This is a genomic window from Haladaptatus rarus (genome assembly GCF_054177585.1).
In genome coordinates this window covers 1-22727 of the sequence record NZ_JBPEHG010000004.1, presented here as the reverse complement: position 1 = coordinate 22727, position 22727 = coordinate 1, and the positions used below count along the sequence as shown (strand labels likewise).

Below are 22727 nucleotides of genomic sequence, written 5' to 3'. Positions count from 1 at the left end.
GAGTAGCAGAATCACTACGAAAATGCTCACGTACGCGCGCATGGGGCGTGGGTCGGTAGCCGGGTGGAAAGTAATTGAGTCGTTGTCGGAGCGGAAGTAACGAATATCCGTGACGAATTGACGGGCTAACTGGGTCTGTGTCGGCGAGCCAACTGGATGTGAGTCCGTCGATCAGTGACACGTGGACTGAAAGCGGATAACTGGCAAACGAGGCGCGGAGTCTCGGGGACTTTAAGAATGGGAGGTTCCTCTGCTGGAACATGAGCGAGGCCGACGCGGAGACCGTCCCCGGACGCGGAACCATCTGGGTCGAGAAGTACCGGCCACAGACCCTGGACGAGGTGGCGGGTCACGACGACATCACGGCGCGACTCCAGAGCTACATCGACAAGAACGACCTCCCGAACCTGCTGTTTTCGGGGCCGGCAGGTATCGGCAAGACGACCAGTGCGGTCGCCATCGCCAAGGAACTGTACGGCGATAGCTGGCAGTCACACTTCCTCGAACTGAACGCCTCCGACGAACGTGGTATCGACGTGGTGCGCGACCAGATCAAGAACTTCGCCCGTCACGACCCCGGTGCCGTGGATTTCCAGATCATCTTCCTGGACGAGGCAGACTCCCTGACGAGCGACGCGCAGGCCGCCCTCCGCCGAACCATGGAGCAGTTCTCCGACAAGACGCGCTTCATCATGTCGTGTAACTACTCTTCGAAGATCATCGATCCCATCCAATCGCGGTGTGCTATCTTCCGCTTCGGCCCGATCTCGGACGATGCGGTCGCCGACCGAATCCGTTACATCGCAGACGAGGAGGGGATCGAGACGACCGAGGGCGGCATCGACGCGCTCGTCTACGCCGCGGACGGCGACATGCGAAAAGCCATCAACGCCCTCCAGGCCGCCGCTGTCATGGGCGAACGAGTGGACGAGGAGGGCGTCTTCGTCATCACCAGCACGGCCCGCCCGGAGGACATCAAGGAGATGGTACAGGACGCGCTCGTCGGGGACTTCACCCGCGCTCGCTCCAAACTGGACGAACTGCTCACCGAACGTGGTATGGCGGGCGGCGACATCATCAACCAGATCCACCGCTCCGTCTGGGAGTTCGACCTGGACGACGAGGATGCCGTGCGCGTTCTCGAACGAGTCGGCGAAGCCGATTACCGTATCACGGAAGGCGCGAACGAGCGCGTCCAACTCGAAGCGATGCTGGCTTCGCTGGCACTCAACTGAGTAGAGAACGATCCGAGAATCTCCTCGCGAGAGACAGAGACTCGGTAAAGACGATGATTTATAACTTCTTATGTCTTGCGGTAGATGTGTCTTCTAGCGGAACAGTTTGAAGGATGGCATCCTTTCTGGACAACGTATGTCCCGATCGCTGTTTCCGGAACGCATCGAGACCGACCGCCTCGTGCTCGAACGAGTGTCAGCAGAGAACACTGATCACTTCGAGCTGTACGACCTCTGTTCGACCGAGTCGTGGCAGACCGACGTGACCGAGCACATGCCGTGGTTCCGCTTTCAGACGCTCTCCGACGTTGCGGGATTCGTCGAGCACGCCGAATCGCAGTGGAACGACCGCGACACTGCTCGGTACACCATCCGCCCGAAATCCGGCGAAGACGGTGCTGGCGAACTCGCCGGACTCACCGCGTTCGGCTCGGAGTGGGACGAGCGCCGAGCAGGGTCGGGGATCGTCCTCGCAAAACGGTTCTGGGGTCGAGGTTATGGGCAGGAGCGAGCGAGAGCGATCATCGAACTGACGTTCGAGCGATTCGATCTGGACGCCTACTATACTACTGTTGCGGACGGTAACGAACGCTCACGCCGGATGATCGAGTCGTACATCGAACCGTTCGGCGGTCGCCACGAGGGGCTGCTCCGACAGTACAAGCCGCGACCGAACGGGGAGGTGACAGACCAGCATCGGTACTCCATCACACGCGAGGAGTACGAAGCCGCGACAGCGGACGAAGATTCGACCGGTGTGTGCTAAACTGACTACAGGGGCTTTGCGGAACTGTTTTACGCACCGATGGGCGAAGAACTACCAACAATGAGTGAACTCGAGGAGGAGTACCGCCTCGATTATTTCGAGGAAAACGACTTCGTGCGAAAGGAGTGCTCCGAGTGCGGAGCCCACTTCTGGACGCGCGACCACGACCGAACGACGTGCGGGGAACCCCCGTGCGAGGAGTACGGATTCATCGACAATCCGGGCTTCGACGAGGAGTTCACACTCTCGGAGATGCGGGAGGCGTTCCTCTCGTTCTTCGAGGAGCACGACCACGAACGGATCGAGCCCTATCCGGTGGCCGCGAACCGCTGGCGTGACGACGTGTTGTTGACACAGGCGTCTATCTACGACTTCCAGCCGCTCGTCACTAGCGGACAGACACCGCCCCCGGCGAACCCGCTGACCATCAGTCAGCCCTGCATCCGGATGCAGGACATCGACAACGTGGGAAAGACGGGCCGACACACCATGGCCTTCGAGATGATGGCTCACCACGCCTTCAACGTCCGCGAGGATGCCGAGAAGGAGTACGCCTACGAGGGCGAAGTGTACTGGAAAGACCAGACCGTCGCGTACTGCGACGAACTCTTCGAATCGCTCGGCGCGAATCTGGACGAGATCACGTACATCGAAGATCCGTGGGTCGGCGGCGGCAACGCAGGTCCCGCTATCGAAGTCATCTACCGTGGGGCCGAACTCGCCACGCTCGTCTTCATGTCGATGGAGCAAGACCCCGAGGGTGAGTACGAACTCAAGGATGGCAACCGCTACTCGCCGATGGACACGTACATCGTGGACACGGGGTACGGACTCGAACGCTGGACGTGGATGAGCCAGGGGACGCCGACCGTCTACGAAGCGGTCTACCCCGACATGATCGCCTTCCTCAAGGAGAACGCCGGAATCGAACATACCGAGGAGGAAGCGGAGTACATCCACCGCTCCGCCAAACTCGCGGGCCACATGGATATCGACGAGGCCGAAGATATGGAGGCCGCCCGCGACAACATCGCGGATCAGATCGGCATCTCGAAGAAGCGCCTCGAAGAGCTGATGGAACCGCTGGAGACCATCTACGCCATCGCCGACCACAGCAGGACGATGGCCTACATGTTCGGCGACGGGATCGTCCCGAGCAACGTCTCGACGGGTTACCTCGCTCGGATGGTGCTCCGACGAACCAAGCGGCTTTGCGACAACGTCGGCGTCGATGCGCCACTGGACGAACTCGTGGACATGCAGGCCGAACGACTCGGCTACGAGAACCGCGATACGATCCGCGATATCGTCCGGACGGAGGTCGAAAAGTACCGCGAGACGCTTGAACAGGGCGGTCGCCGGGTGCGCCGTATCGCCCGAGACCACGCCGAGCAGGGTAAGCCGATTCCGACCGGGACGCTGGTCGAACTGTACGACTCCCACGGTCTCCAACCCGACATGGTCGAGGAGATCGCCGACGAGTTCGGCGTCTCGGTGGACGTTCCGGACGACTTCTACAGTCTCGTCGCGGAACGCCACGACGGTGGGCAGGCGTTCGAGGAAGAGGAGTCCAAAGACGACCGCTTCGACGACCTTCCGAAGACGGAACGACTCTACTACGAAGACCAGCACCGCACCGACTTCGAGGCCGTCGTCATCGACGTGTTCGAGCGCGACGATGGCTACGACGTGGTGCTCGACCAGACGATGTTCTACCCGGAAGGCGGTGGACAGCCGGGCGACCACGGAACGTTTTCGACCGACGAGAAGACCGTCCAGATCACCGACACCCAGCTTCGGGACGGCGTCATCCTCCACTACACCGACGAGCCGGTGGACAAGGGTTCGATCGTTCGCGGGAAGATCGACGCCCAGCGTCGTCGCAGGCTGATGCGCCACCACACGGCGACGCACATCGTCGTCCACGCGGCCCGCCAGCTCCTCGGCGACCACATCCGACAGGCCGGTGCCCAGAAGGGAACCGACAGTTCGCGGATCGACGTTCGCCACTACGAGCGCATCGACCGCGAGACAGCGAAGCAGATCGAACTCCTGGCGAACGAGATCGTGATGGAGAACACGACGGTTCAACAGGAGTGGCCCAACCGCCACGAGGCAGAAGAGGAGTTCGGCTTCGACCTCTATCAGGGTGGGATTCCCGCCGGGACGAACATCCGCCTCATCCACGTCGCGGAAGACGTGCAAGCCTGCGGTGGCACCCACGTTCGCCGCACGGGTGACGTGGGCTGTATCAAGATTCTGAACACCGAGCGCGTGCAAGACGGCGTCGAGCGACTCACGTTCGCTGCAGGTGACGCTGCCATCGAGGCCACCCAGCAGACCGACGACACCCTCCGGTCTGCCGCCGATATCCTCGACGTCGCTCCTCCGGAAGTGCCGGACACCGCAGAACGGTTCTTCGAGGAGTGGAAAGCGCGGGGCAAGCAGATAGAAGACCTGAAAGAACAGCTCGCCGAGGCCCGCGCTATCGGCTCCGCTGCTGGCGAGGAGATCGAGATCGGCGACACGACGGCGGTCATCCAGCGCATCGACGCCGACATGGACGAACTCCGTGCGACCGCGAACGCCCTCGAAGCCGAGGGGAAGGTCGCCGTCCTCGGCAGTGGCGCTGACGGCGCGCAGTTCGTCGTCGCCGTTCCCGACGGCGTCTCGGTGAACGCCGGCGAGGTCGTCGGCGAACTCGCATCCCGCGTCGGCGGCGGTGGTGGCGGCCCACCGGACTTCGCCCAGGGTGGCGGTCCCGACGCCGATAAACTGGACGAGGCGCTCGAAGACGCGCCCGACGTGCTCCAGCAAGTCGAGAACGCCTAACGCGGTTCTTCGTCTCGCCTGCTCACCGCTATTTTCTCTTTTTCCTCGCTTCTCCTCTCTCTCCACTCTCTGACTCCTCTCGTTACCGTGACAGATGGGCCGCAGAACGAACGCTTGTCGATCCAGTGCAACCGTGTCCTCACACACCGTGAGGAGTCCTGTTCCGCAGGGACCAGTGCTCTTCACCTGGTCGAACCCCTCTCCGTCACCGGGTTGTGACCCGCACGATGGAAGCTGCTATCTTCTGCCCACCTCCGATTTCATATAGCAACATGCAATTCACCGGTGGTCGATACCTGCGACAGTAGCACACATAAAATCGCCCGAAAGAACGCTTCTCGCGTCTGAAATGCTCCATCACGGCGATTCGAGTATCCCCACTGCGCCGGTCTCTGTCGAATCGGGGGCCGAAGAACGACCTCTCCTGGATCTGCGAAAGAACTGGTGACTGTGTCGGTTTCGATCGACGGGGAAATCCCCCGATTTCATTCGTCACGAGCATACTCATCGGACCCAGACGAGTTCCTCGGTTGGCGAAACAGCGCCCGCGAACCTCTCGATTCGCGTGAGCAGAGACGACGAACCACCCGCTCTCGACTCCGTCGCAGCAGATCGACCTTTCGGGGTGGGTGTCCTCCTCGGGAACTTCTTTGTCCGAACTCGATGCGAACCACTCTCATCCTCGTCTCCTCGATCGTCGTAATCTCGACACTCCTCCCGGTGAGGAAGGAGACGACTGCACGATCGTCGGGTGGCCTGTGACCACTTCGGCAGTGGTGTGGTCCCTATTTTACGGATATTAGCCGTGAAATGGCCGTTCGCGACTCGTTCAGTATGTCGGACGTCCCTATTTAAACGAAGAGGATAAACCGCATACCACGATACAAAATCCCCTCCCCGTTCCCGACTGGCTTGAATCCAGATGTGCATCGAGCGCAGCGAATCGAGCACGTCTGTCGTGTCCAGTGCCGAAAATTCCAAATAAAAGTCCTTTTAACGAGTATTTTCACAACTTTGCGGATTGTTTTATCATCTTTCTCGACGATTAGGTATACGGTATGTTTCACAAACCTTCTGTTGTTGTCATCGTACTGATTATCCTCGTGGGAACGATCCCAGCGACCTCGCTGGGCGGTGCTCCGACCTCGTCTGGAGCGACGGAGATCGATTCGTGTACGACCATCTCCACACCCGGCGAATACGTTCTCACCAAGAACATCCGAAACAGTCCTGCGGACGCTTGCATCGTCGTCGCCGCCACCCACGTGACGCTGGACGGGCAGGGCCACACCATCGATAGCGATGGAGAGGGCCGAAGCATCGGCGTGACCGATGCCGAATCGATCTCGATCACGGATCTTCGGATCGAGAACGTTCGACTGTCGGACTGGACGCAGGGTATCGAGCTTCGCCGCGCGGAGAACGTCACCGTCGTCTCGTCACGCTTCAGTGGCGTGAACGAGGCGGCAGACCTCACCGCCGTTTCGAACCTCCGGTTCGTGGATAACGTGGTGGATCATCGCTCGCGTGACGGCATCCAGTTGTACTCGCTTACCGACCTCGAATCGCGGAACAACACCATCGCCAACAACACCTTCCAACGGATAGGAGGTACTGCCATCTCGGCACGGAGCGATGGTCTGCTGATCTCGAACAACGACATCCGGGGCGGAATCCGGGGGATCTCCGTCCTCGGCTCGAACGTCACCATCGCGGATAACCTCGTGACGAAGGTCGCCGGACAACCGAAGGACGGCTTCGTCAGCTTCAACATCGGAATCAACGTGGACGCCGACCGAACCGTGGTCGAGAACAACACCCTCACGAAGAACGAAGACTTCGCTATTCGGGTTTCCGGTGGAGATGCTGTCCGTCTGGTGAACAACCAGATCTCGAAGACGAGAGACTCGAACACGTCCGAGGATTCGAGCGTCACGGACGGAACCGGTGTCGGGATCGCTTTCGATGCCGAGAACACTACGCTCGTCGGAAACGAGATCAGTCAGAGCGACCGCGGCGTCGAGATCATCGGCATCGAAGACGTTACCATCGAGAACAATCGGATAGAACGAACCAACGAGGGTATCGTCGTCCGCCGGGGGTTCATGGTGGGTGACCTGGGTGGCCCGGTCGCCGTCCGAGACAATCACATCGCCGAGAACGTCGTGGGCGTCCACTTCGAATCCGGATTCCCGGTTGCGACCGCCGTCGTCGAAGGGAACACGATCCAGGAGAACGACTGCTTCGGCGTCCTGAACGACAACTCGTCGGTGGTCGACGCACGCGGAAACTACTGGGGTGCAGCGAACGGCCCGTCGAGTTCCGGCGATCCCGCCGCGCCGATCGCCGATCCAGTGACGGGAACACTCGCAAACGGTGACGGCGACGCCGTCTCGGAGAATCCTTCGATGCCGGGCGAATCGAACGTCAGATTCGATTCGTGGTTGGAGAACGCCACGGTCGCAGCTGCAGGAGCGTGAGCACACGCGTCAGGTGATCTGTACCTGCCACGCGTCAAGCGAGTACGTGCCAGCATGTGCCGACGTTCACGCGCTCGCGTCCGTATCTGCACCTGTCCCCGTGCCCGCGTCCTCGCGCCCGTACCCGTGTCCGAGCACGAGTGAAACGACGTGGACTGCCAGCACCCCGACGAAGACGGTCACGCCGAGTTCCATCCCCTGGTAGAGGAGCGGAATGTAGAATAGGGGGAGTGACACGGACATCCAGAAACCGACGAACTGGACGAACTGGAAGGGGATGGCAGCGATCTGTGCGGCGAGCGTGCTAACGAGTTCTATCGTGGACATATTCGAATCCACGACGATATTCCTGAATATTATTCGTCACATAAGGAATATAACCGACCGTATAACTGAGCCGATAACCGAGTAATTTCGAATCAGTCGGGTACTCCCCAGTTTCTCAGCCGTCGTTTCAACCAACAGCCGGACACGATTTGATTATGATACGAATCGTGTCTATTGATGAGTAATGCCTTTGGAGCCTCCACTGGTATCGGTGCGCGGTGGGGGAACATATGACACGACCGACGCGACGACAGTTCGTGCGGACAGTGGGGGCGACCGGGGCACTAACCGGTCTTTCCGGTATCGCGACAGCGACCAGACAGCAACAGACGACGATCCAGTGGGCGGGCAATCAGGTCGACAAACAGAACGTCGGAAACATAAATCAGGCACTTCAGGATGCGGGCTTGCCACAGAACGTCCAGGTCGAGGTCATCAGCACCTCCGACATCTCGGGTGACGTTCAGCAACAGTATCGTCAGTGGTTGCAGGCGGGGCGGAACAAGCCTGACATCCTTCGGATGGACAGCGGGTGGACGATACCGTTCATCGCGCGCAATCAGATAGCCAATCTGAGTCAGGCGATGTCACAGGACGCGATACAGCGCATCAAACAGGACAACTTCCAGGCTAGCGTCAACACCGCGTCGGCACCGAACGGTGACCTCTACGGTGTGCCGTACTTCACCGACCTGCCGACCATCCAGTATCGCAAAGACTGGGTGACCGACGCCGGATTCGACCCGGAGGGTGAAAACTGGGACACCGAACCGATGTCGTGGCAGAAGTTCTCGCGGGTGATCGCCGAGACGAAGAATCAGGCGAACGCACAGTACGGCTACGCCTGGCAGGCGAACGCCTACGAAGGGCTGTCGTGCTGTACGTTCAACGAACTCCTGACCTCGTGGGGCGGCGCGTACTTTGGTGGCCGGGACAATCTCTTCACTTCGGTCGGTGATCGACCGGTCACGGTGGACGAGCAGCCGGTCATCCAGGCACTCCGGATGGGCAGAACGTTCGTCCACGGACAGAACGATCAGCACTCCCTGGAGGGCTACCGCCAGATATCGCCACAGGCGGTGCTCCAGTGGACGGAAGGGCCGTCGCAGTCGGCGTTCATGAACGAGAACGCCGTGGCGATGCGCTGGTGGCCGTCTGGGCTGTTCGAGGCGGCCCAGAAGTTCGGCGACCAACTCGGCGTCATGCCGATGCCCTATGGTGTGCAACCGGGCCAGGCGAAGTACGACGGAACCGGCGGGACGGCGGCGGCACTCGGTGGCTGGCATCTCACGGTCAATCCGAACTCGCAGAACCAGCAGGCCGCCGTGCAGGTGCTCGAAGCCGTCACGAAACCGGCGTTCCGCAACTTCGAGTTCAGTAGTCTGGGCTACTTCCCCTCGGACGTTTCCTACCTGCAGACCCAGCGAGCGAAGCAGGTGGACGTCTGGGGAGATCATATCGACACGCTCCGCATCGCGGGAGAGAATGCGATTCCGCGACCCGTCACCGTCGTCTGGCCGGACGAATCGACCGCTATCGCCGACCGCGCAAATGCCGCGCTCGCACAACAGCAGGCACCGCAACAGGCGATGTCTGAGTTGAAGAGCACGCTTCAGGACATCGAGGGGAGCGTCTGACCGGATGAGCAGCGAGTACGGCGTCAGGACGCTGGTGACGTCGCCAGCGAGTTGGACGGAGCGGTTGGACGAAGAGCAGTTCGCCTATCTCCTCATCCTTCCGGCGTTTCTGCTGGTAGGAGCGATGGCGTTCTGGCCACTGATTCGGACGTTCGAGCTGTCGTTGCACGCGGACAACCTCTTCGGTGGCGGCTACGTCGGCGAGTTCGTCGGACTCGAAAACTACCGCGCGCTCCTGTCGGGTGCGCGCGACAGCATCCTCGGCAGTCCGTTCATCAGTTTCAGTCAACCGTTCACCAGCGCCGTCATCGTGACGCTGATCTTCACGGTGGTTTCGGTGACGCTCGAAACGCTCGTCGGCTTCGGACAGGCGCTCGTGTTGGATCAGGATTTCCGGGGACGGCGCTGGGTTCGCGTGGCCATCATCATCCCATGGGCGGTGCCGATCGCCATCCAGGGGATGATCTTCTTCCTCATCTTCCAGCCCGGCATCGGCTTCGGAACCGGCGTGATGCAAGATCTCGGCATCTTCACGGCGACGCCGCTCATCAACAGCGTCGATTCGCTCATCATCATCATCGTCGCCGACGTGTGGAAGACCTCGGCGTTCATGGCCCTGCTCATCCTCGCGGGGCTTCAGAGCATCGACCGGACGCTGTACAAGGTCGGGCGCGTCTCGGGCGCGTCGCGATGGCAGCAGTTCAAGTACATCACGTTTCCGCTGGTCTTGCCGACGCTGCTCGTCGCCATGTTGTTCCGGACGATACAGGCGATGCGCGTGTTCGGTATCGTCGAGACGGTATCGAGCTGTAGCACGATTCCGACGCTCTCGTGTCTGGTTGTCAATACGTTCAGTGCAGGCCGATTCGGCACGTCTGCGGCGGTGGCGTTCATCACGGCGGGGATCGTGGGCACGGTGGCGTTCGTCTACATCGTCCGGTATGCGGACTTGTGAGCAGACAGGGAACGACGGTACAGGAACAGAACGACTATGGCACAGGAACACACCGATGGGCCGTACACGCGCTGGGTGCAGGGGGCGATTCGAAACCCACGACGAGCGTATCGTGCGATGTTCTACGTCGCGGCCATCTTCTTCATCGTCACGACGCTGTTTCCGTTCTACTGGTTGTTGGTGCTCGCGCTGACGCCGCGCGACCGGATCGTCGATATGGGTCTCGTCCCGAAGGGATTCAATCCCGGCGCGTTCGTCGAGATGTTCCAGCTCATCCCGTTCCACCGGTACATGTTCAACAGCATCGCCATCGCGCTGACGACGACGGTCATCATCCTGCTCGTCGGGAGCTTCGCGGGATACGCCTTCGGTCGGTTGGACTTCCGCGGGAAAGGCGTCCTCCTGGTCGTCCTGCTCGCAACGTCGTACTTCCCGCCAGCGGCGTTCATCCTGCCCCTGTTCAACTTCTTCACCGGTAACGTCTCCGTGCTGGGCGTGTCGAGTCCGAGTTGGTTCAACACGCCCGGCGCGCTCGTCACACCGTTCAGCGGGCTGTACATGCCACTTTCGGTGTTCATCCTGACGACGTTCTACGGACAGATACCGGATGGACTGGAAGACGCCGCCCGGGTCGAAGGGGCGACGCGGATCGGGGCGCTGTTTCGTGTCATCATGCCGCTTTCGGCACCGGGTGTCGCCACGGCGGGCGTGCTGACCTTCATCTCTGTGTACAACGAGTTCTTCTTCTCGTTCCTGATGACCGACGGACAGCCACAACACTGGGCACCTATCGTCTGGGGAATCCTCAACTATCAGGGGCAGTTCCAGGCGTTCTACAACCTGATGGCAGCGGCGAGCATCGTCGGTGTCCTTCCCGTGGCTATCCTCGTCGTCGTGGCACAGGAGCGGATCGTGAGTGGACTGACGGCAGGCGCGCTCAAGGAGTGATGGTCCGGATGCGCTCAGGATGTGAGATTCAGTACCGCGTTCGCCGCGTTTTCGACCGCATCGATGTGCTCGTCGGGTGCGTAGACGCCCAACCGCCACTGGGCTCGCTGGGAGGCCTGTAGTCCCTGAACGAGCGGCGACTGGTCGGCCAACCGCCGGACTTCACCGTTGACGACGACGCGCGTGGAGGACTCGGGCATACTCGGTTCGCCGGGGTTGTCGAGCAGGACTGCGCCCGATGACACTCCCGCCTCGGTTGCGATGTCGCGTTCGAACTCGCGCACCGCTTCGTGGTCTGCGGTGACGACCTCTTCTGGTACCGCATCCCACTCGGTCCAGACGGCGCGCTTGAACAGGTTTCGACCAGCGATCCGGTCGGCCATCTCGCTCGTCTCCTCGCACGCTCTGAGTGCGGCGAGCAGTTCGGCGTCGGTGAACCGTCGGAACTCCTCGGGAGTGCAGTCGGTCGAATCGAGCAGACGCTCGCTCGTCCGTTCGAGCATCGCTCCCGCGATTCGGGAGACGTGGTGGCGATAGACCGTCGCGTTCATCAGCGCGCGGGCGACCAGCAGGCTCTCTGCAGTCTGGACGTTCCCCTCGGCGAGCACGAGTTTCTCGTCGGCGAAGCGGAGCGCGCCGAGCAGTCGCCCGTAGTCCACGGTCCCGTAGGGAACGCCCGTGTGGTGGGCGTCGCGGACGAGGTAGTCCATCCTGTCCACGTCGAGTTCGCCCGCCACGATCTGGCCGAGTTCGCCCTCCCCCGCGACGAGCGCGGCGACCGTGTCGGGGTTCAGGTCGTGACGTTCGAGCACGTCCGCGAGTTCTCCCGTTGCGAGCAAATCCTCGACCTCGTCGTGGTGTCGCCCCAGTCGGCGCTCGATGATGCCCTCGGTCTGGTGGCCGTAGGGACCGTGCCCCACGTCGTGGAGGAGCGCGGCGGCCTGTACCGCCTTGGCCCGCTGACCCTCGATACCGAGCCGGGAGAGTGCTCGCCCTGCAAGGTGGGCGACCCCGATGCTGTGCTCGAATCGCGTGTGGTTCGCGGAGGGGTAGACGAGCCGGACGGTACTCAACTGCTTGATGTGCCGGAGTCGCTGGATGGGAGCCGTATCCAGCAACGCCTCGGCGACCGGCGGGAGCTCCACGTAGTCGTGAACGCTGTCCTTGATGGCCTGCATAGAGTGGTGGGAGTTGGGGTGGTGACTGGGTAAAACGTCCGATTCTCCGATTTCGAACGTGGGGTCGGTTCGTGCGGTTTGGTGTCTTCTGGGCAGTACTAGTTAGTACATTTCAGTACAAACCGTTGATAGTGTCTTCGCTGTTTTCGTCGTGGTGTTGTCTAAGAATGTCGTGGTCGGTTTCTCCACGATGGACGAGCTACCGAAGTGACGGTGACCCCGAAAGCCCCCGCCGTTTCGACTCGGGCGACACGCGTGAGCTTCGCTCTCGCTGCCCGCCACTCACTTCGTTCGCGGCGATCTCGCTGCGCTCCTCGGCTCAGTCGCTCCGCTCCCTCGCCTTGCGGTGCTTACTTCGCCGTCCTTCGCCGAGACGGCGGCCCCTTTCAGTCCACCCAGACAGTCCCGCAGCCGCAACCGCGCCTCGTTCCTCCCCAGCCTCCTCCTTCGCTCCGCTCAGTCGTCCCTCGCGCGGGCACGCCCTCCGGGCGTGCCGTTGCGCGCCACCGCACGCATGTCCGACCAGCCGCCGAGCATCCACACCTATCAATCACGAAAAGCTCCCCGGCCCGTCCTAGGGATTCCTGGCGGACTGAAAGGGCGAGGGTGGTACGCGAAGCACGACGACGCAAGCACTGGAACCGAACGAGTGAAACGAGTGAGGTGAAGCGCGCAGCGAGGCGCGCAAGCGTAGCGCCCGAGGGCTTTCTGGGGCAACCTCATTGCGGTAGTTCGTTCATCGTACTGAGATCGTCTGAAGGCTTTCAAGGTAGTCACCGCGTTAGTACTAGGGTCAGCAAAAACTACCTCCCAACCACCCCATTGGCCGTCACTTCTCAACGACGACACACGGTGTCGAAGAATCGACGAACTCCTCGTCGGTTGCATCGACAAGCTCCCAGTAACTCCGTGTCTCGGCCCCCGTAACCTCCCGAACCACGTCCTCGTCGATCAGATTCTCACCCTCCAGCACCAACTCGAAGGACTCGCGCTTTCTGCCCTCGAACTCCTTGTCGAACATCGCTTGACTCTCCTCGTTCGGGAAGTTCAACACCAGATACCCACCGTCCCGTACCCGCGAGTACAGGCTCTCGATGGCGCGTCGTGGCTCCTCCACGAAGTAGAGCGTGGCGACGCAGTACACCACGTCGAACCGGCGGGCGGTGTCGAGGTCGGGGAGTGAATCCACCGCGAAGTGGAGGTTTTCCAGACCGCGTTCTTCTGCCTGCTCGGTGTTATCCTCCACGACGGTCTCCGAGACGTCGAAGCCGAAAAATTCGGTGTCGGGGTAGCGCTCCGCGAGACGGAAGGGAACGACCGCCGGGCCACAGCCGACCGAGGCGAAATCGTCGGGTTGACCCACGCGGTCGAAGAATCGCGCCGCGAGGTCGGCCATCCGCTCGCCGCCGATGTAGGCACAGCGGTCGTAGTCCGCCCGTCGGTAGAACCGCTCCCAGTCCATCATGGCTCACCTATCGCAGGACAGAGGGTAAGTTCCTCCGGAACGGTTCGGTCTGTTTCATGCTCCCCAGACCGCTTTCGACCGGTTCTCCGCAACGTTTTTGTCGATTCTGAACAACCTTTCGACTATGCCATCCGAATCCCTGCGTGGCAGTATCGCCGTCGAACGACGACCAGCGACGGGATTCGGCTTTTTTAGCGCGGTCTGAGCGCGCGGTGGAGTCCTCTCGCGGTGGGAGGACGAAACCGCACGCAGTTCGCCCAGTCTTCAGAAGGGCTAAACCGCCGGACAGGGACATACGACCAACGACTACCGAGAGCAGATGAAACTACCAGAATCTCAGGTCGCGGTGCTCGAAGCCGCGAGCGCGAACGAGGCACAGACGATCGAGGAACTCGCCGCGAAGGCGAGGCTGAAACCCGAGACGGCGACGGGTGCGGTCTTCGAACTCGAAGACGAAGGACTGCTTTCCGTCGACGAACGAACCGACGAATCCGTCTCGCTGACCGAGGAGGGCGAGGAGTACGCGGAAGGAAGCCTTCCCGAGATCCAACTCTACGAGGCGGCGCTCGCCGCCGGAGCGGACGACGACCCGATCCAGATGGGGCAGGCCATCGGCCAGTCCGGTCTGGGCGGGCCACAGGTGAACATCGCCCTCTCGAACTACGCCCGCAAAGGATACGGCGTCATCGACAGCGGTGAGATATCGGCGAATCCGGATACCGACCCCGAATCGGACGAAGAGGCGACTGCCCTCTCCGCGCTCGCCGCCGGGGAGTCGATGGACGACGCCGACACACTCGACCAACTGGAGAGCCGCGGTCTCGTCGAGCGCGCCGAATCGACGGTTCGCTCGGTCACGCTCACGAGCGAGGGCGTCACGGCGATGATGGAAGGCGTCGAAGCCGCCGAGACGGTCGGGCAGTTGACCCCCGAGATGCTCACCACCGGCCAGTGGCGCGACGTGGAGTTCGCCGAGTACAACGTCGCCGCCGACGCCGAGCGGATCGACGGCGGGAAGGTTCACATCCTCCGGCAGACGGCGAATCGCGTCAAGGACGTGCTCGTCGGGATGGGCTTCGAGGAGATGGATGGGCCGCACGCGGACGCGGACTTCTGGATCAACGACTGCCTGTTCATGCCCCAGGACCACCCGGCACGCACCCACTGGGACAGGTTCGCGCTGTCGAACCCGACCGAGATCGGTGACCTGCCGGACGACCTCGTCGAGCGCGTTCGCCGGGCACACCTCGAAGGCATCGGCGAGGACAGCGACGGGTACCACTCGCCGTGGGACGAGGAGTTCGCACGAGCCATCGCGCTTCGCGGGCACACCACGTCGCTTTCGATGCGCTATCTCTCCGGGCACGCCATCGGAGACCTCGAACCGCCGAAGCGATTCTTCAGCGTCGAGAAGGTGTACCGCAACGACACCCTCGACCCGACACACCTGCTGGAGTTCTTCCAGATCGAGGGCTGGGTGATGGCCGACGACCTCTCGGTGCGCGACCTGATGGGCACCTTCGAGGAGTTCTACGAGCAGTTCGGCATCACCGACATCCAGTTCAAACCCCACTACAACCCGTACACGGAGCCGAGCTTCGAGCTGTTCGGCCACCACCCCGAGACGGGCGAACTCATCGAGATCGGCAACAGCGGGATGTTCCGGCCTGAGGTGCTCGAACCCCTCGGCGTCGAGTGCGACGTGATGGCGTGGGGGCTGGCGCTCGAACGCCTGCTCATGCTGATGTACGGCTTCGAGGACATCCGCGACGTGCACGGAACGTTGTGTGACCTGGAACTGCTCCGCGACGTGGAGGTGATTCACTGATGCCAACCGTAGACGTTTCCCCGGACGAACTGCGCCGACTGACCGGCCACGAGGAGAAAGACGACGAGGAACTGAAAGACGACCTGTTCGCACTCGGCCTGGAGTACGAGGGCGAGACGGAGGATGGCGACATGCAACTGGAGTTCGCGCCCGACCGTCTCGACCGACTCTCCATCGAAGGTGTCGCGCGGTCGCTGCGCTACCAGTACGGCGACGACCGCGGCATCTACACCCCGAAACCGAACGACCCGGACTGGTCTATCGTCGTGGACGAGAGCGTCCCGGACGAACGCCCCTACGTCACTGGTGCCATCGCCCGCGGCGTGAACCTCAGTGAAGAGGCGCTCGACTCGCTCATCCAACTCCAGGAGAAACTGCACGCGACGATGGGTCGGAAGCGTGCGAAAGGCGCGATCGGCATCCACGACCTGACGATGTTGAAGGGCTCGTCCGCCACCGACGAGGGCGGGAACACCATCCAGTACGTCGGTGTCGAACCGGACGGCGACCGATTCGTTCCCCTCGATGCGGACGCCGAGATGACGCCCGAAGAAGTCCTGCACTCCCACCAGACCGGCGAGAAGTACGCCGACCTCGTCGAAGATTACGAACGCTACCCGGCCATCTACGACGACATCGGCCTGTTCTCGTTCCCGCCGGTCATCAACGGTCGCCGAACCGAGGTCTCGACGGATTCGCGCGACCTGTTCATCGAACTCACCGGCACCGACCAGTGGACCATCGACAAGATGTGTACCATCATCTGCTACGCGCTGGACGCCCGTGCCGCGACCATCGAGGAGGTCGAGGTCGAGTATCCAGACCACACACTGGTTCGGCCGGACCTCGACGTGACGACGAAGGCAGTCACCCACGAACAGGTCGAGACGCTGCTCGGCATCGACTTCGGGCCTGACGAAGTGCTCGACCTGCTGGAACGCTCCGGCTTGTCGGGCGAGGCGAGCGAGGAAGACGACCGCGTCGTCTACGAGGTCGAGATACCACCCTACCGCGTGGACGTACTCCACCCGGTCGACATCGTGGACGACATCGGTCGAGCATACGGCTTCAACGACCTCTCGCCGCGGTACCCCGATGTGGGGACGGTCGGCGGGCGACACGAACGCTCGCAACTCGAAGACGCGGCCCGCGAGGTGCTCGTCGGACTGGGATTCGAAGACCTGCTCAACTTCCACATGATCAGTGAGGAGGAGAACTACGGTCGGATGCGCGTGGAACCCGAGACTGACGTGGTCGGCGGCGGCACCCCGGCGAGCATCAAGAATCCCTACAGCGAGGATTACACGATGCTCCGGACGTGGGCGCTCCCCTCACTCATGATGGTGCTGGAGAGCAACACCCACCGCTCGTACCCGCAAGACCTCGCGGAAATCGGCCTGGCGGCACAGGTGGACGACTCGGAGAACACGGGCGTCGAGGAACACCGCACCGTGGCTGGCGTCCTCGCACGCCATGACGCCTCCTACGAGGACGCCAAAGCGCGTCTGCAAGCCATCGCGCGGAACTTCGACACCGAACTGGAGACGCCGCCCACGGAGCACCCGTCGTTCATCTCCGGGCGCGCGGCAAGCGTGGTTATGAACAGCGAGACGGTCGGCGTCGTCGGCGAGATCCATCCCGAAGTGCTCGTCGAACACGACCTCGAACTGCCCGTGACCGGGTTCGAGTTCCGGCTCGACGCACTGGAGTAGGGTTTCTGTCTCATCGCTTTCGTCGTCGTGCTTCGTCCAGTACCCGGCCCCTTTCATTCCACCCGACCGCAACCGCCATAGCCACACGCCTCCCCAACCGATTGCGCTCCTCACTCCGTTGTGGTGCTCACCCTTCGCACGAGTCGCTCTGCTCACGGCTTCGCCGTTCGCATCGCTCCCGCGCGCCGGAGTAGTTGCCTTGGATGGCAGGAGAAAGAACTGGCCGTCGTCGGAGGGCGATAGAAAGGACTGACACCCTCCCCTCTGACTATCGGCGTATGGACTACGAGTTTCGCTCCTTCACCGCCGAGGACGTGGACGCCATCGTCTCGTGGCACTACGATCCGCCCTTCGATTTCTACGACGTGGTGAGCGACCCCGACGACCTCACGTGGTTCACGGACCCCGACAACTGGGACGACCGCTACGCCGTGTTCGACCCGGACGAGGGGCGCGTCGGCTTCTTCTCGTTCGAGTTAGACGACGGAACTCTCGATATCGGACTCGGGATGCATCCCGACCTGACGGGGCGAGGACACGGTGGATCGTTCGTCGAGGCTGGTCTGGAGTTCGCGCGGACGGCGTACGACCCCGACGAGTTCGCCCTGGCAGTGGCGATGTTCAACGAACGAGCCATCTCGGTCTACGAGTCGGTCGGCTTCGAGCGCGTCGGAACCTTCCTGCAGGAGACGAACGGTGGGGAGTACGAGTTTCTGCCGATGGCTCGGTCTGCGTGAGGAGAGATGCGTTCAGTCGAGGTCTGCGCCGATCGCGTCCTCGATGGTGTCGAAGCCATCGCGCTCCAGCAGTTCCAGCAATCCTTCGTTGATGTCGCAGGCGATGGATGGCCCGCGGTAGACGAGACCGGTGTAGAGTTGAGTGACGTGCGCTCCGGCGCGAATCTTCCGGTAGGCGTCCTCGGCGGTGAAGATGCCGCCGACACCGATGACTGGTACGTCCACGCGCTCGGCGGCGAAGCGGATCATCTCCGTCGCGCGTGACTGGATGGGTCGCCCCGACAGACCGCCTTCTTCGTGGCGATAGCGACTGCGGAGGCTGTCCGGGCGTTCGGTTGATGTGTTCGTGGCGATGACGCCATCGAGTCCGAGTTCCGTCACGAGGTCGAGCGCGTCGGCGATGGCCGGTTCGGGGAGGTCGGGCGAGAGCTTCACGAGCAGTGGACTCGCGCCTGCGTCCTGCAACGTCGTCAGGATTCGTTCGAGGTTCTCGCGGTTCTGGAGTTCGCGTAGCCCCGGCGTGTTCGGGCTGGAGACGTTTACGGCGAAGTAATCCGCGTGCACGGCCACTCGCTCGTAGGTGTACAGGTAATCTTCCTCGGCGCTTTCGAGTGGAGTCGTCTTCGACTTCCCGATGTTGGCACCGACCGGGACATCCGGGAGCGATTGCTGTGCCATACGCGCGCCGATCCTGTCGGCTCCGTGGTTGTTGAACCCCATTCGGTTGATGATGCCCTCGTCCTCGCGGAGACGGAACATCCGGGGTCGTGGGTTGCCTGCCTGCGCTTCGGCGGTCACGCCACCTATCTCGACGTGACCGAAGCCGAGGCTGGCGAGTGCCGAGGGGATCTGTGCGTTCTTGTCGAATCCTGCGGCGACGCCGACCGGATTCGGGAACGTCTGGCCGAACGCCTCGACGGCCAGTCGTGGATCGTCGACGCGGTAGTGCGCTTCGAGTAGTCGCTCGGCTGGCGTTCGCTGGACGCCTCTGAGCAACGTGTGTACGGCTCTGTGAGCGGTCTCTGCAGGGAACTGAAACAACAGTGGCCTGACGGCGTCGTATCCGTTCATCGTTCTACCAGTGGAGAAATACATCGCCTGCGGTTGGCCCGCGGCGCTAGAATTCGTGCTCGACCTCGTCTTTATCAGCCTTCTGGATGATGATCTTGTCTTCCCGAACTCGTACGAAGACCTCGTCGCCGATCTCCATGCCTGCAACGGCAAGTTCGTCTTCGTGCAGGTTGACGTGGACGTTGTGATATTCGCCGTCTTCGTCTTTCGCGCCACTCGGGCTGAGCTTCTTTTTCCGTACCATCGCGGTATCTTATGCAGTCCTTCGCCGTAGGATGTACTTAAGTGTTTTCTACTATATTATCCTACTTCGACTGTTTTCGGCCACCCCTATGTACCGAAGCCACTTACCTTGCTCGGCACGGACACAGGGTTGTAATGGGTCGAAAATCACGGGACAGCGGAATTCTGGTATAAATATCTATCGCTGGAAACCGCTCATATCGGCGATATATTTATAATGACCCCTGTGCTGGGTTGGCATGGAGGAGAAAACCATGGTACGTGACGATGGTAAGCGTAACTTCGCACTTCGCGAAGCCGGCGGTGAGGAATCGAGCGTCTTCTCAGGCAACACGCCCCGACAAGCTGCACTCAAAGCGGCGCGTCGACTCGATCCGGGCAGTTCCGAGGACGAAGCAGACCGCACCGAACTCCGTCTTCGAGAGAAGGGGACAGACAAAGTGCACATCTACGAAGGTTGGGCATGGCACGAGGAAGCTCCCGACGACAAACCCGACTGGATGCCGAGTGAGATCACGGAAGCGAACGTCTCCAAGCAGGGCATCGAGCATCTCGACGAGTGAATCGCGCGTACTCAACTACCTACGTGTTTTATCGAAAGTCGCTCGACTACTAGTGAATCTTCGTGCGCACGTGAGAGCAACCGAGGTATCTGAAAGACTTTTCTCCCCGTAGTCGAGAGTACGGGTGCGCGGGGCACATCCGACCGGACGAAGCGCACGAAGCGTAGGATGACGGATCGGCCTCCACTCGCGCTACATCTCTCGACTCGTATCCTGAATTACTTCCCAGCTGTTCGCAGTGTGGGTCGTGGTGCTAGTCAATCTGTCTCGAAGAGCTTCGCATTCGACGGTCTTAAGTGTAACTCCGCCTTTCGTAGAAATGTGAACGCCGCCGGGTGGTTACCCCACTCGGTGGCCGCCTGAATCCGACGCCTTTAAATGCGGCGGTGTCGCGGTTCGGGCGAACGAAAGCCAATCCAACGACCTTAAGTATACGGGGTCACTCGGAAATGATGTGGACGACGTCTCTTGGTTTGGGACGTCCAAAAGCATCCAATCCGGTGCCTTTAAGTAATACAGGGCACTCGGATTGGGTACGAAGACGCCCCGGGCGGTCAACCGCTCGGGGCGAGCGGAATCCGACGCCCTTAAGTGAAAGAGGGCGTTTGGATAAAAACGCGAAGAAAGATACGACGTGATTCGCGGAGCGTTCAAATCGTTCCGCAGTCTCGGACTTCGGTGGCTCTGCGCGTCGGCATCTCGCCGGCGCTTCGATGGGTTTAATACCTGTCCTCGCCTACCAATAAGTCCGAAGGAAATGAGGATTCCACCCCTGCGGTCTTCCGTAAATGATGGGATCTGATGTTAGCCCTGGCAGTTCGGTGACACCTGGCCAGTCATATGGCTCGGGGTCGTCGAACTGACGGACCAAGCAATGCGACCAATGTACAGAGTACATGCGTTAGCATGTCTCCGCCAGACCCACCGAGCAGTATGCTCGGCAACCATTCCGGTTGATCCTGCCGGAGGCCATTGCTATTGGAGTTCGATTTAGCCATGCTAGTTGCACGAGTTTAGACTCGTAGCGGATAGCTCAGTAACACGTGGTCAAACTACCCTATAGACCAGAATAACCTCGGGAAACTGAGGCTAATACTGGATAACGCTCCTATGCTGGAATGCAAGGAGCCGGAAACGCTCCGGCGCTATAGGATGTGGCTGCGGCCGATTAGGTAGACGGTGGGGTAACGGCCCACCGTGCCGATAATCGGTACGGGTTGTGAGAGCAAGAGCCCGGAGATGGATTCTGAGACAAGAATCCAGGCCCTACGGGGCGCAGCAGGCGCGAAAACTTTACACTGCACGACAGTGCGATAAGGGAACTCCAAGTGCGAGGGCATAAAGTCCTCGCTTTTGTGTATCGTAAGGTGGTACACGAATAAGAGCTGGGCAAGACCGGTGCCAGCCGCCGCGGTAATACCGGCAGCTCAAGTGATGGCCGTTTTTATTGGGCCTAAAGCGTCCGTAGCCGGCCGAACAGGTCCGTCGGGAAATCTGCTCGCTCAACGAGCAGGCGTCCGGCGGAAACCAGTCGGCTTGGGACCGGAAGACTCGAGGGGTACGTCTGGGGTAGGAGTGAAATCCTGTAATCCTGGACGGACCGCCGGTGGCGAAAGCGCCTCGAGAGGACGGATCCGACGGTGAGGGACGAAAGCTAGGGTCACGAACCGGATTAGATACCCGGGTAGTCCTAGCTGTAAACGATGCTCGCTAGGTGTGGCACAGGCTACGAGCCTGTGCTGTGCCGTAGGGAAGCCGAGAAGCGAGCCGCCTGGGAAGTACGTCCGCAAGGATGAAACTTAAAGGAATTGGCGGGGGAGCACTACAACCGGAGGAGCCTGCGGTTTAATTGGACTCAACGCCGGACATCTCACCAGCTCCGACAGTAGCGGTGAAGGTCAGTTTGATGAGCTTACCAGAGTTACTGAGAGGAGGTGCATGGCCGCCGTCAGCTCGTACCGTGAGGCGTCCTGTTAAGTCAGGCAACGAGCGAGACCCGCACTCCTAATTGCCAGCAGCACCCTTGTGGTGGCTGGGTACATTAGGAGGACTGCCGCTGCTAAAGCGGAGGAAGGAACGGGCAACGGTAGGTCAGTATGCCCCGAATGAGCTGGGCTACACGCGGGCTACAATGGCCGAGACAATGGGAAGCCACCCCGAGAGGGGGCGCTAATCTCCTAAACTCGGTCGTAGTTCGGATTGAGGGCTGAAACTCGCCCTCATGAAGCTGGATTCGGTAGTAATCGCGCTTCAGAAGAGCGCGGTGAATACGTCCCTGCTCCTTGCACACACCGCCCGTCAAAGCACCCGAGTGAGGTCCGGATGAGGCCATCATGCGATGGTCGAATCTGGGCTTCGCAAGGGGGCTTAAGTCGTAACAAGGTAGCCGTAGGGGAATCTGCGGCTGGATCACCTCCTAACGATCGGGATCAGGCCGACGCGCCTGACCCACCTTTGCTGTATTCGACACCTCGGCCACATTTCTGGCCAGGCACCTTTGAACTGCCAGGGTTAACACAACCCCTCGCCGTGAGGCGAGGAGGGCCCATAGCTCAGTGGTAGAGTGCCTCCTTTGCAAGGAGGATGCCCTGGGTTCGAATCCCAGTGGGTCCATGACTCGGTGTAGTTCGCAATCGTTCCCCTTAAGTACAAGGGGGCGAAACGAACTATCCCGAAGCTAACCGATGCACCATCCCGCGAAAGCGTGGTTGGGAAGGGTTCGACGCACGCTCTTGGCGACCACCGGGACG

At 61.2% G+C, this 22727-nt stretch carries 16 protein-coding genes, 1 tRNA gene and 1 rRNA gene; 13 read left to right on the top strand and 5 right to left on the bottom strand.

Annotated features, from left to right (window positions below):
• Window positions 1-260 precede the first annotated feature (260 nt).
• From ACR3FE_RS11225 to ACR3FE_RS11210, 4 genes are all read left to right on the top strand, one after another.
• The gene (locus tag ACR3FE_RS11225) at window positions 261-1235 is read left to right on the top strand and encodes a replication factor C small subunit (RefSeq protein ID WP_458207217.1); all 975 of its coding nucleotides are present in this window, start codon (window positions 261-263) and stop codon (window positions 1233-1235) included.
• 136 nt (window positions 1236-1371) lie between these two features.
• A complete protein-coding gene (locus ACR3FE_RS11220; RefSeq protein WP_458207216.1) occupies window positions 1372-2001 on the top strand; it encodes a GNAT family N-acetyltransferase in 630 nt (209 codons plus the stop codon).
• 60 nt (window positions 2002-2061) lie between these two features.
• A complete protein-coding gene (alaS, locus tag ACR3FE_RS11215) occupies window positions 2062-4833 on the top strand; it encodes an alanine--tRNA ligase (RefSeq protein ID WP_458207215.1) in 2772 nt (923 codons plus the stop codon).
• A 1103-nt stretch (window positions 4834-5936) separates the two neighbouring features.
• A complete protein-coding gene (locus ACR3FE_RS11210; RefSeq protein ID WP_458207214.1) occupies window positions 5937-7313 on the top strand; it encodes a right-handed parallel beta-helix repeat-containing protein in 1377 nt (458 codons plus the stop codon).
• Between the two features lie 66 nt (window positions 7314-7379).
• Here the strand turns inward: ACR3FE_RS11210 and ACR3FE_RS11205 are convergent, their stop codons facing one another.
• Entirely contained in the window at window positions 7380-7640 is a 261-nt protein-coding gene (locus ACR3FE_RS11205) for a DUF8028 family protein (RefSeq protein ID WP_458207213.1), read from the bottom strand.
• Window positions 7641-7870: 230 nt separating this feature from the next.
• On the opposite strand from ACR3FE_RS11205, the gene ACR3FE_RS11200 reads away from it, so the two are divergent.
• The 3 genes from ACR3FE_RS11200 to ACR3FE_RS11190 are packed head-to-tail and all read left to right on the top strand — an operon-like array spanning window position 7871 to window position 11180.
• On the top strand, window positions 7871-9277 hold the full coding sequence (locus tag ACR3FE_RS11200; protein ID WP_458207212.1) for an extracellular solute-binding protein: 1407 nt from the start codon (window positions 7871-7873) through the stop codon (window positions 9275-9277).
• A 4-nt stretch (window positions 9278-9281) separates the two neighbouring features.
• Window positions 9282-10232: a carbohydrate ABC transporter permease gene (locus ACR3FE_RS11195; protein WP_458207211.1), complete on the top strand. Its 951-nt coding sequence runs from the start codon at window positions 9282-9284 to the stop codon at window positions 10230-10232.
• A gap of 36 nt (window positions 10233-10268) precedes the next feature.
• Window positions 10269-11180, top strand: coding sequence for a carbohydrate ABC transporter permease (locus tag ACR3FE_RS11190; protein WP_458207210.1), 912 nt, complete (start codon window positions 10269-10271; stop codon window positions 11178-11180).
• A gap of 14 nt (window positions 11181-11194) precedes the next feature.
• Here ACR3FE_RS11190 and ACR3FE_RS11185 read toward each other — a convergent pair whose 3' ends face one another.
• Window positions 11195-12358, bottom strand: a complete 1164-nt coding sequence (locus ACR3FE_RS11185) for an HD domain-containing protein (RefSeq protein WP_458207209.1) — start codon at window positions 12356-12358, stop codon at window positions 11195-11197.
• 829 nt (window positions 12359-13187) lie between these two features.
• On the bottom strand, window positions 13188-13823 hold the full coding sequence (locus ACR3FE_RS11180) for a class I SAM-dependent methyltransferase (RefSeq protein WP_458207208.1): 636 nt from the start codon (window positions 13821-13823) through the stop codon (window positions 13188-13190).
• A 319-nt stretch (window positions 13824-14142) separates the two neighbouring features.
• On the opposite strand from ACR3FE_RS11180, the gene pheS reads away from it, so the two are divergent.
• The 3 genes from pheS to ACR3FE_RS11165 all read left to right on the top strand — a co-directional run bounded on the left by pheS (window position 14143) and on the right by ACR3FE_RS11165 (window position 18100).
• Window positions 14143-15651, top strand: coding sequence for a phenylalanine--tRNA ligase subunit alpha (pheS, locus tag ACR3FE_RS11175; RefSeq protein WP_458207207.1), 1509 nt, complete (start codon window positions 14143-14145; stop codon window positions 15649-15651).
• Complete coding sequence (pheT, locus tag ACR3FE_RS11170) at window positions 15651-17363, top strand: phenylalanine--tRNA ligase subunit beta (RefSeq protein ID WP_458207206.1); 1713 nt, start codon at window positions 15651-15653, stop codon at window positions 17361-17363. The genes pheS and pheT overlap by 1 nt, the downstream gene beginning before the upstream one ends.
• 278 nt (window positions 17364-17641) lie before the next feature.
• Window positions 17642-18100, top strand: coding sequence for a GNAT family N-acetyltransferase (locus tag ACR3FE_RS11165; RefSeq protein ID WP_458207205.1), 459 nt, complete (start codon window positions 17642-17644; stop codon window positions 18098-18100).
• Between the two features lie 12 nt (window positions 18101-18112).
• On the opposite strand, the gene ACR3FE_RS11160 is transcribed toward ACR3FE_RS11165, so the two are convergent.
• Together ACR3FE_RS11160 and ACR3FE_RS11155 are read right to left on the bottom strand one after the other, a co-directional pair.
• The gene (locus tag ACR3FE_RS11160; RefSeq protein ID WP_458207204.1) at window positions 18113-19171 is read right to left on the bottom strand and encodes a quinone-dependent dihydroorotate dehydrogenase; all 1059 of its coding nucleotides are present in this window, start codon (window positions 19169-19171) and stop codon (window positions 18113-18115) included.
• Window positions 19172-19217: 46 nt separating this feature from the next.
• Window positions 19218-19415, bottom strand: coding sequence for a hypothetical protein (locus ACR3FE_RS11155; protein WP_007982308.1), 198 nt, complete (start codon window positions 19413-19415; stop codon window positions 19218-19220).
• A gap of 253 nt (window positions 19416-19668) precedes the next feature.
• Between ACR3FE_RS11155 and ACR3FE_RS11150 the strand changes: the two genes are divergently transcribed.
• From ACR3FE_RS11150 to ACR3FE_RS11140, 3 genes are all read left to right on the top strand, one after another.
• Window positions 19669-19977: a non-histone chromosomal MC1 family protein gene (locus ACR3FE_RS11150; protein WP_458207203.1), complete on the top strand. Its 309-nt coding sequence runs from the start codon at window positions 19669-19671 to the stop codon at window positions 19975-19977.
• A 946-nt stretch (window positions 19978-20923) separates the two neighbouring features.
• Window positions 20924-22395: ribosomal RNA gene (locus ACR3FE_RS11145) — 16S ribosomal RNA — on the top strand.
• Window positions 22396-22518: 123 nt separating this feature from the next.
• Window positions 22519-22590, top strand: a tRNA-Ala gene (locus ACR3FE_RS11140).
• Window positions 22591-22727: the final 137 nt, after the last annotated feature.

Coding starts and splice junctions, on each gene's coding strand:
- ACR3FE_RS11165 (WP_458207205.1), top strand. CDS start 17,642: ATGGACTACGAGTTTCGCTCCTTCACCGCCGAGGACGTGGACGCCATC.
- ACR3FE_RS11160 (WP_458207204.1), bottom strand. CDS start 19,171: ATGAACGGATACGACGCCGTCAGGCCACTGTTGTTTCAGTTCCCTGCA.
- ACR3FE_RS11190 (WP_458207210.1), top strand. CDS start 10,269: ATGGCACAGGAACACACCGATGGGCCGTACACGCGCTGGGTGCAGGGG.
- ACR3FE_RS11185 (WP_458207209.1), bottom strand. CDS start 12,358: ATGCAGGCCATCAAGGACAGCGTTCACGACTACGTGGAGCTCCCGCCG.
- ACR3FE_RS11150 (WP_458207203.1), top strand. CDS start 19,669: ATGGTACGTGACGATGGTAAGCGTAACTTCGCACTTCGCGAAGCCGGC.
- ACR3FE_RS11200 (WP_458207212.1), top strand. CDS start 7,871: ATGACACGACCGACGCGACGACAGTTCGTGCGGACAGTGGGGGCGACC.
- ACR3FE_RS11225 (WP_458207217.1), top strand. CDS start 261: ATGAGCGAGGCCGACGCGGAGACCGTCCCCGGACGCGGAACCATCTGG.
- pheS (WP_458207207.1), top strand. CDS start 14,143: ATGAAACTACCAGAATCTCAGGTCGCGGTGCTCGAAGCCGCGAGCGCG.
- ACR3FE_RS11205 (WP_458207213.1), bottom strand. CDS start 7,640: ATGTCCACGATAGAACTCGTTAGCACGCTCGCCGCACAGATCGCTGCC.
- ACR3FE_RS11195 (WP_458207211.1), top strand. CDS start 9,282: ATGAGCAGCGAGTACGGCGTCAGGACGCTGGTGACGTCGCCAGCGAGT.
- alaS (WP_458207215.1), top strand. CDS start 2,062: ATGAGTGAACTCGAGGAGGAGTACCGCCTCGATTATTTCGAGGAAAAC.
- ACR3FE_RS11220 (WP_458207216.1), top strand. CDS start 1,372: ATGTCCCGATCGCTGTTTCCGGAACGCATCGAGACCGACCGCCTCGTG.
- ACR3FE_RS11180 (WP_458207208.1), bottom strand. CDS start 13,823: ATGATGGACTGGGAGCGGTTCTACCGACGGGCGGACTACGACCGCTGT.
- pheT (WP_458207206.1), top strand. CDS start 15,651: ATGCCAACCGTAGACGTTTCCCCGGACGAACTGCGCCGACTGACCGGC.
- ACR3FE_RS11155 (WP_007982308.1), bottom strand. CDS start 19,415: ATGGTACGGAAAAAGAAGCTCAGCCCGAGTGGCGCGAAAGACGAAGAC.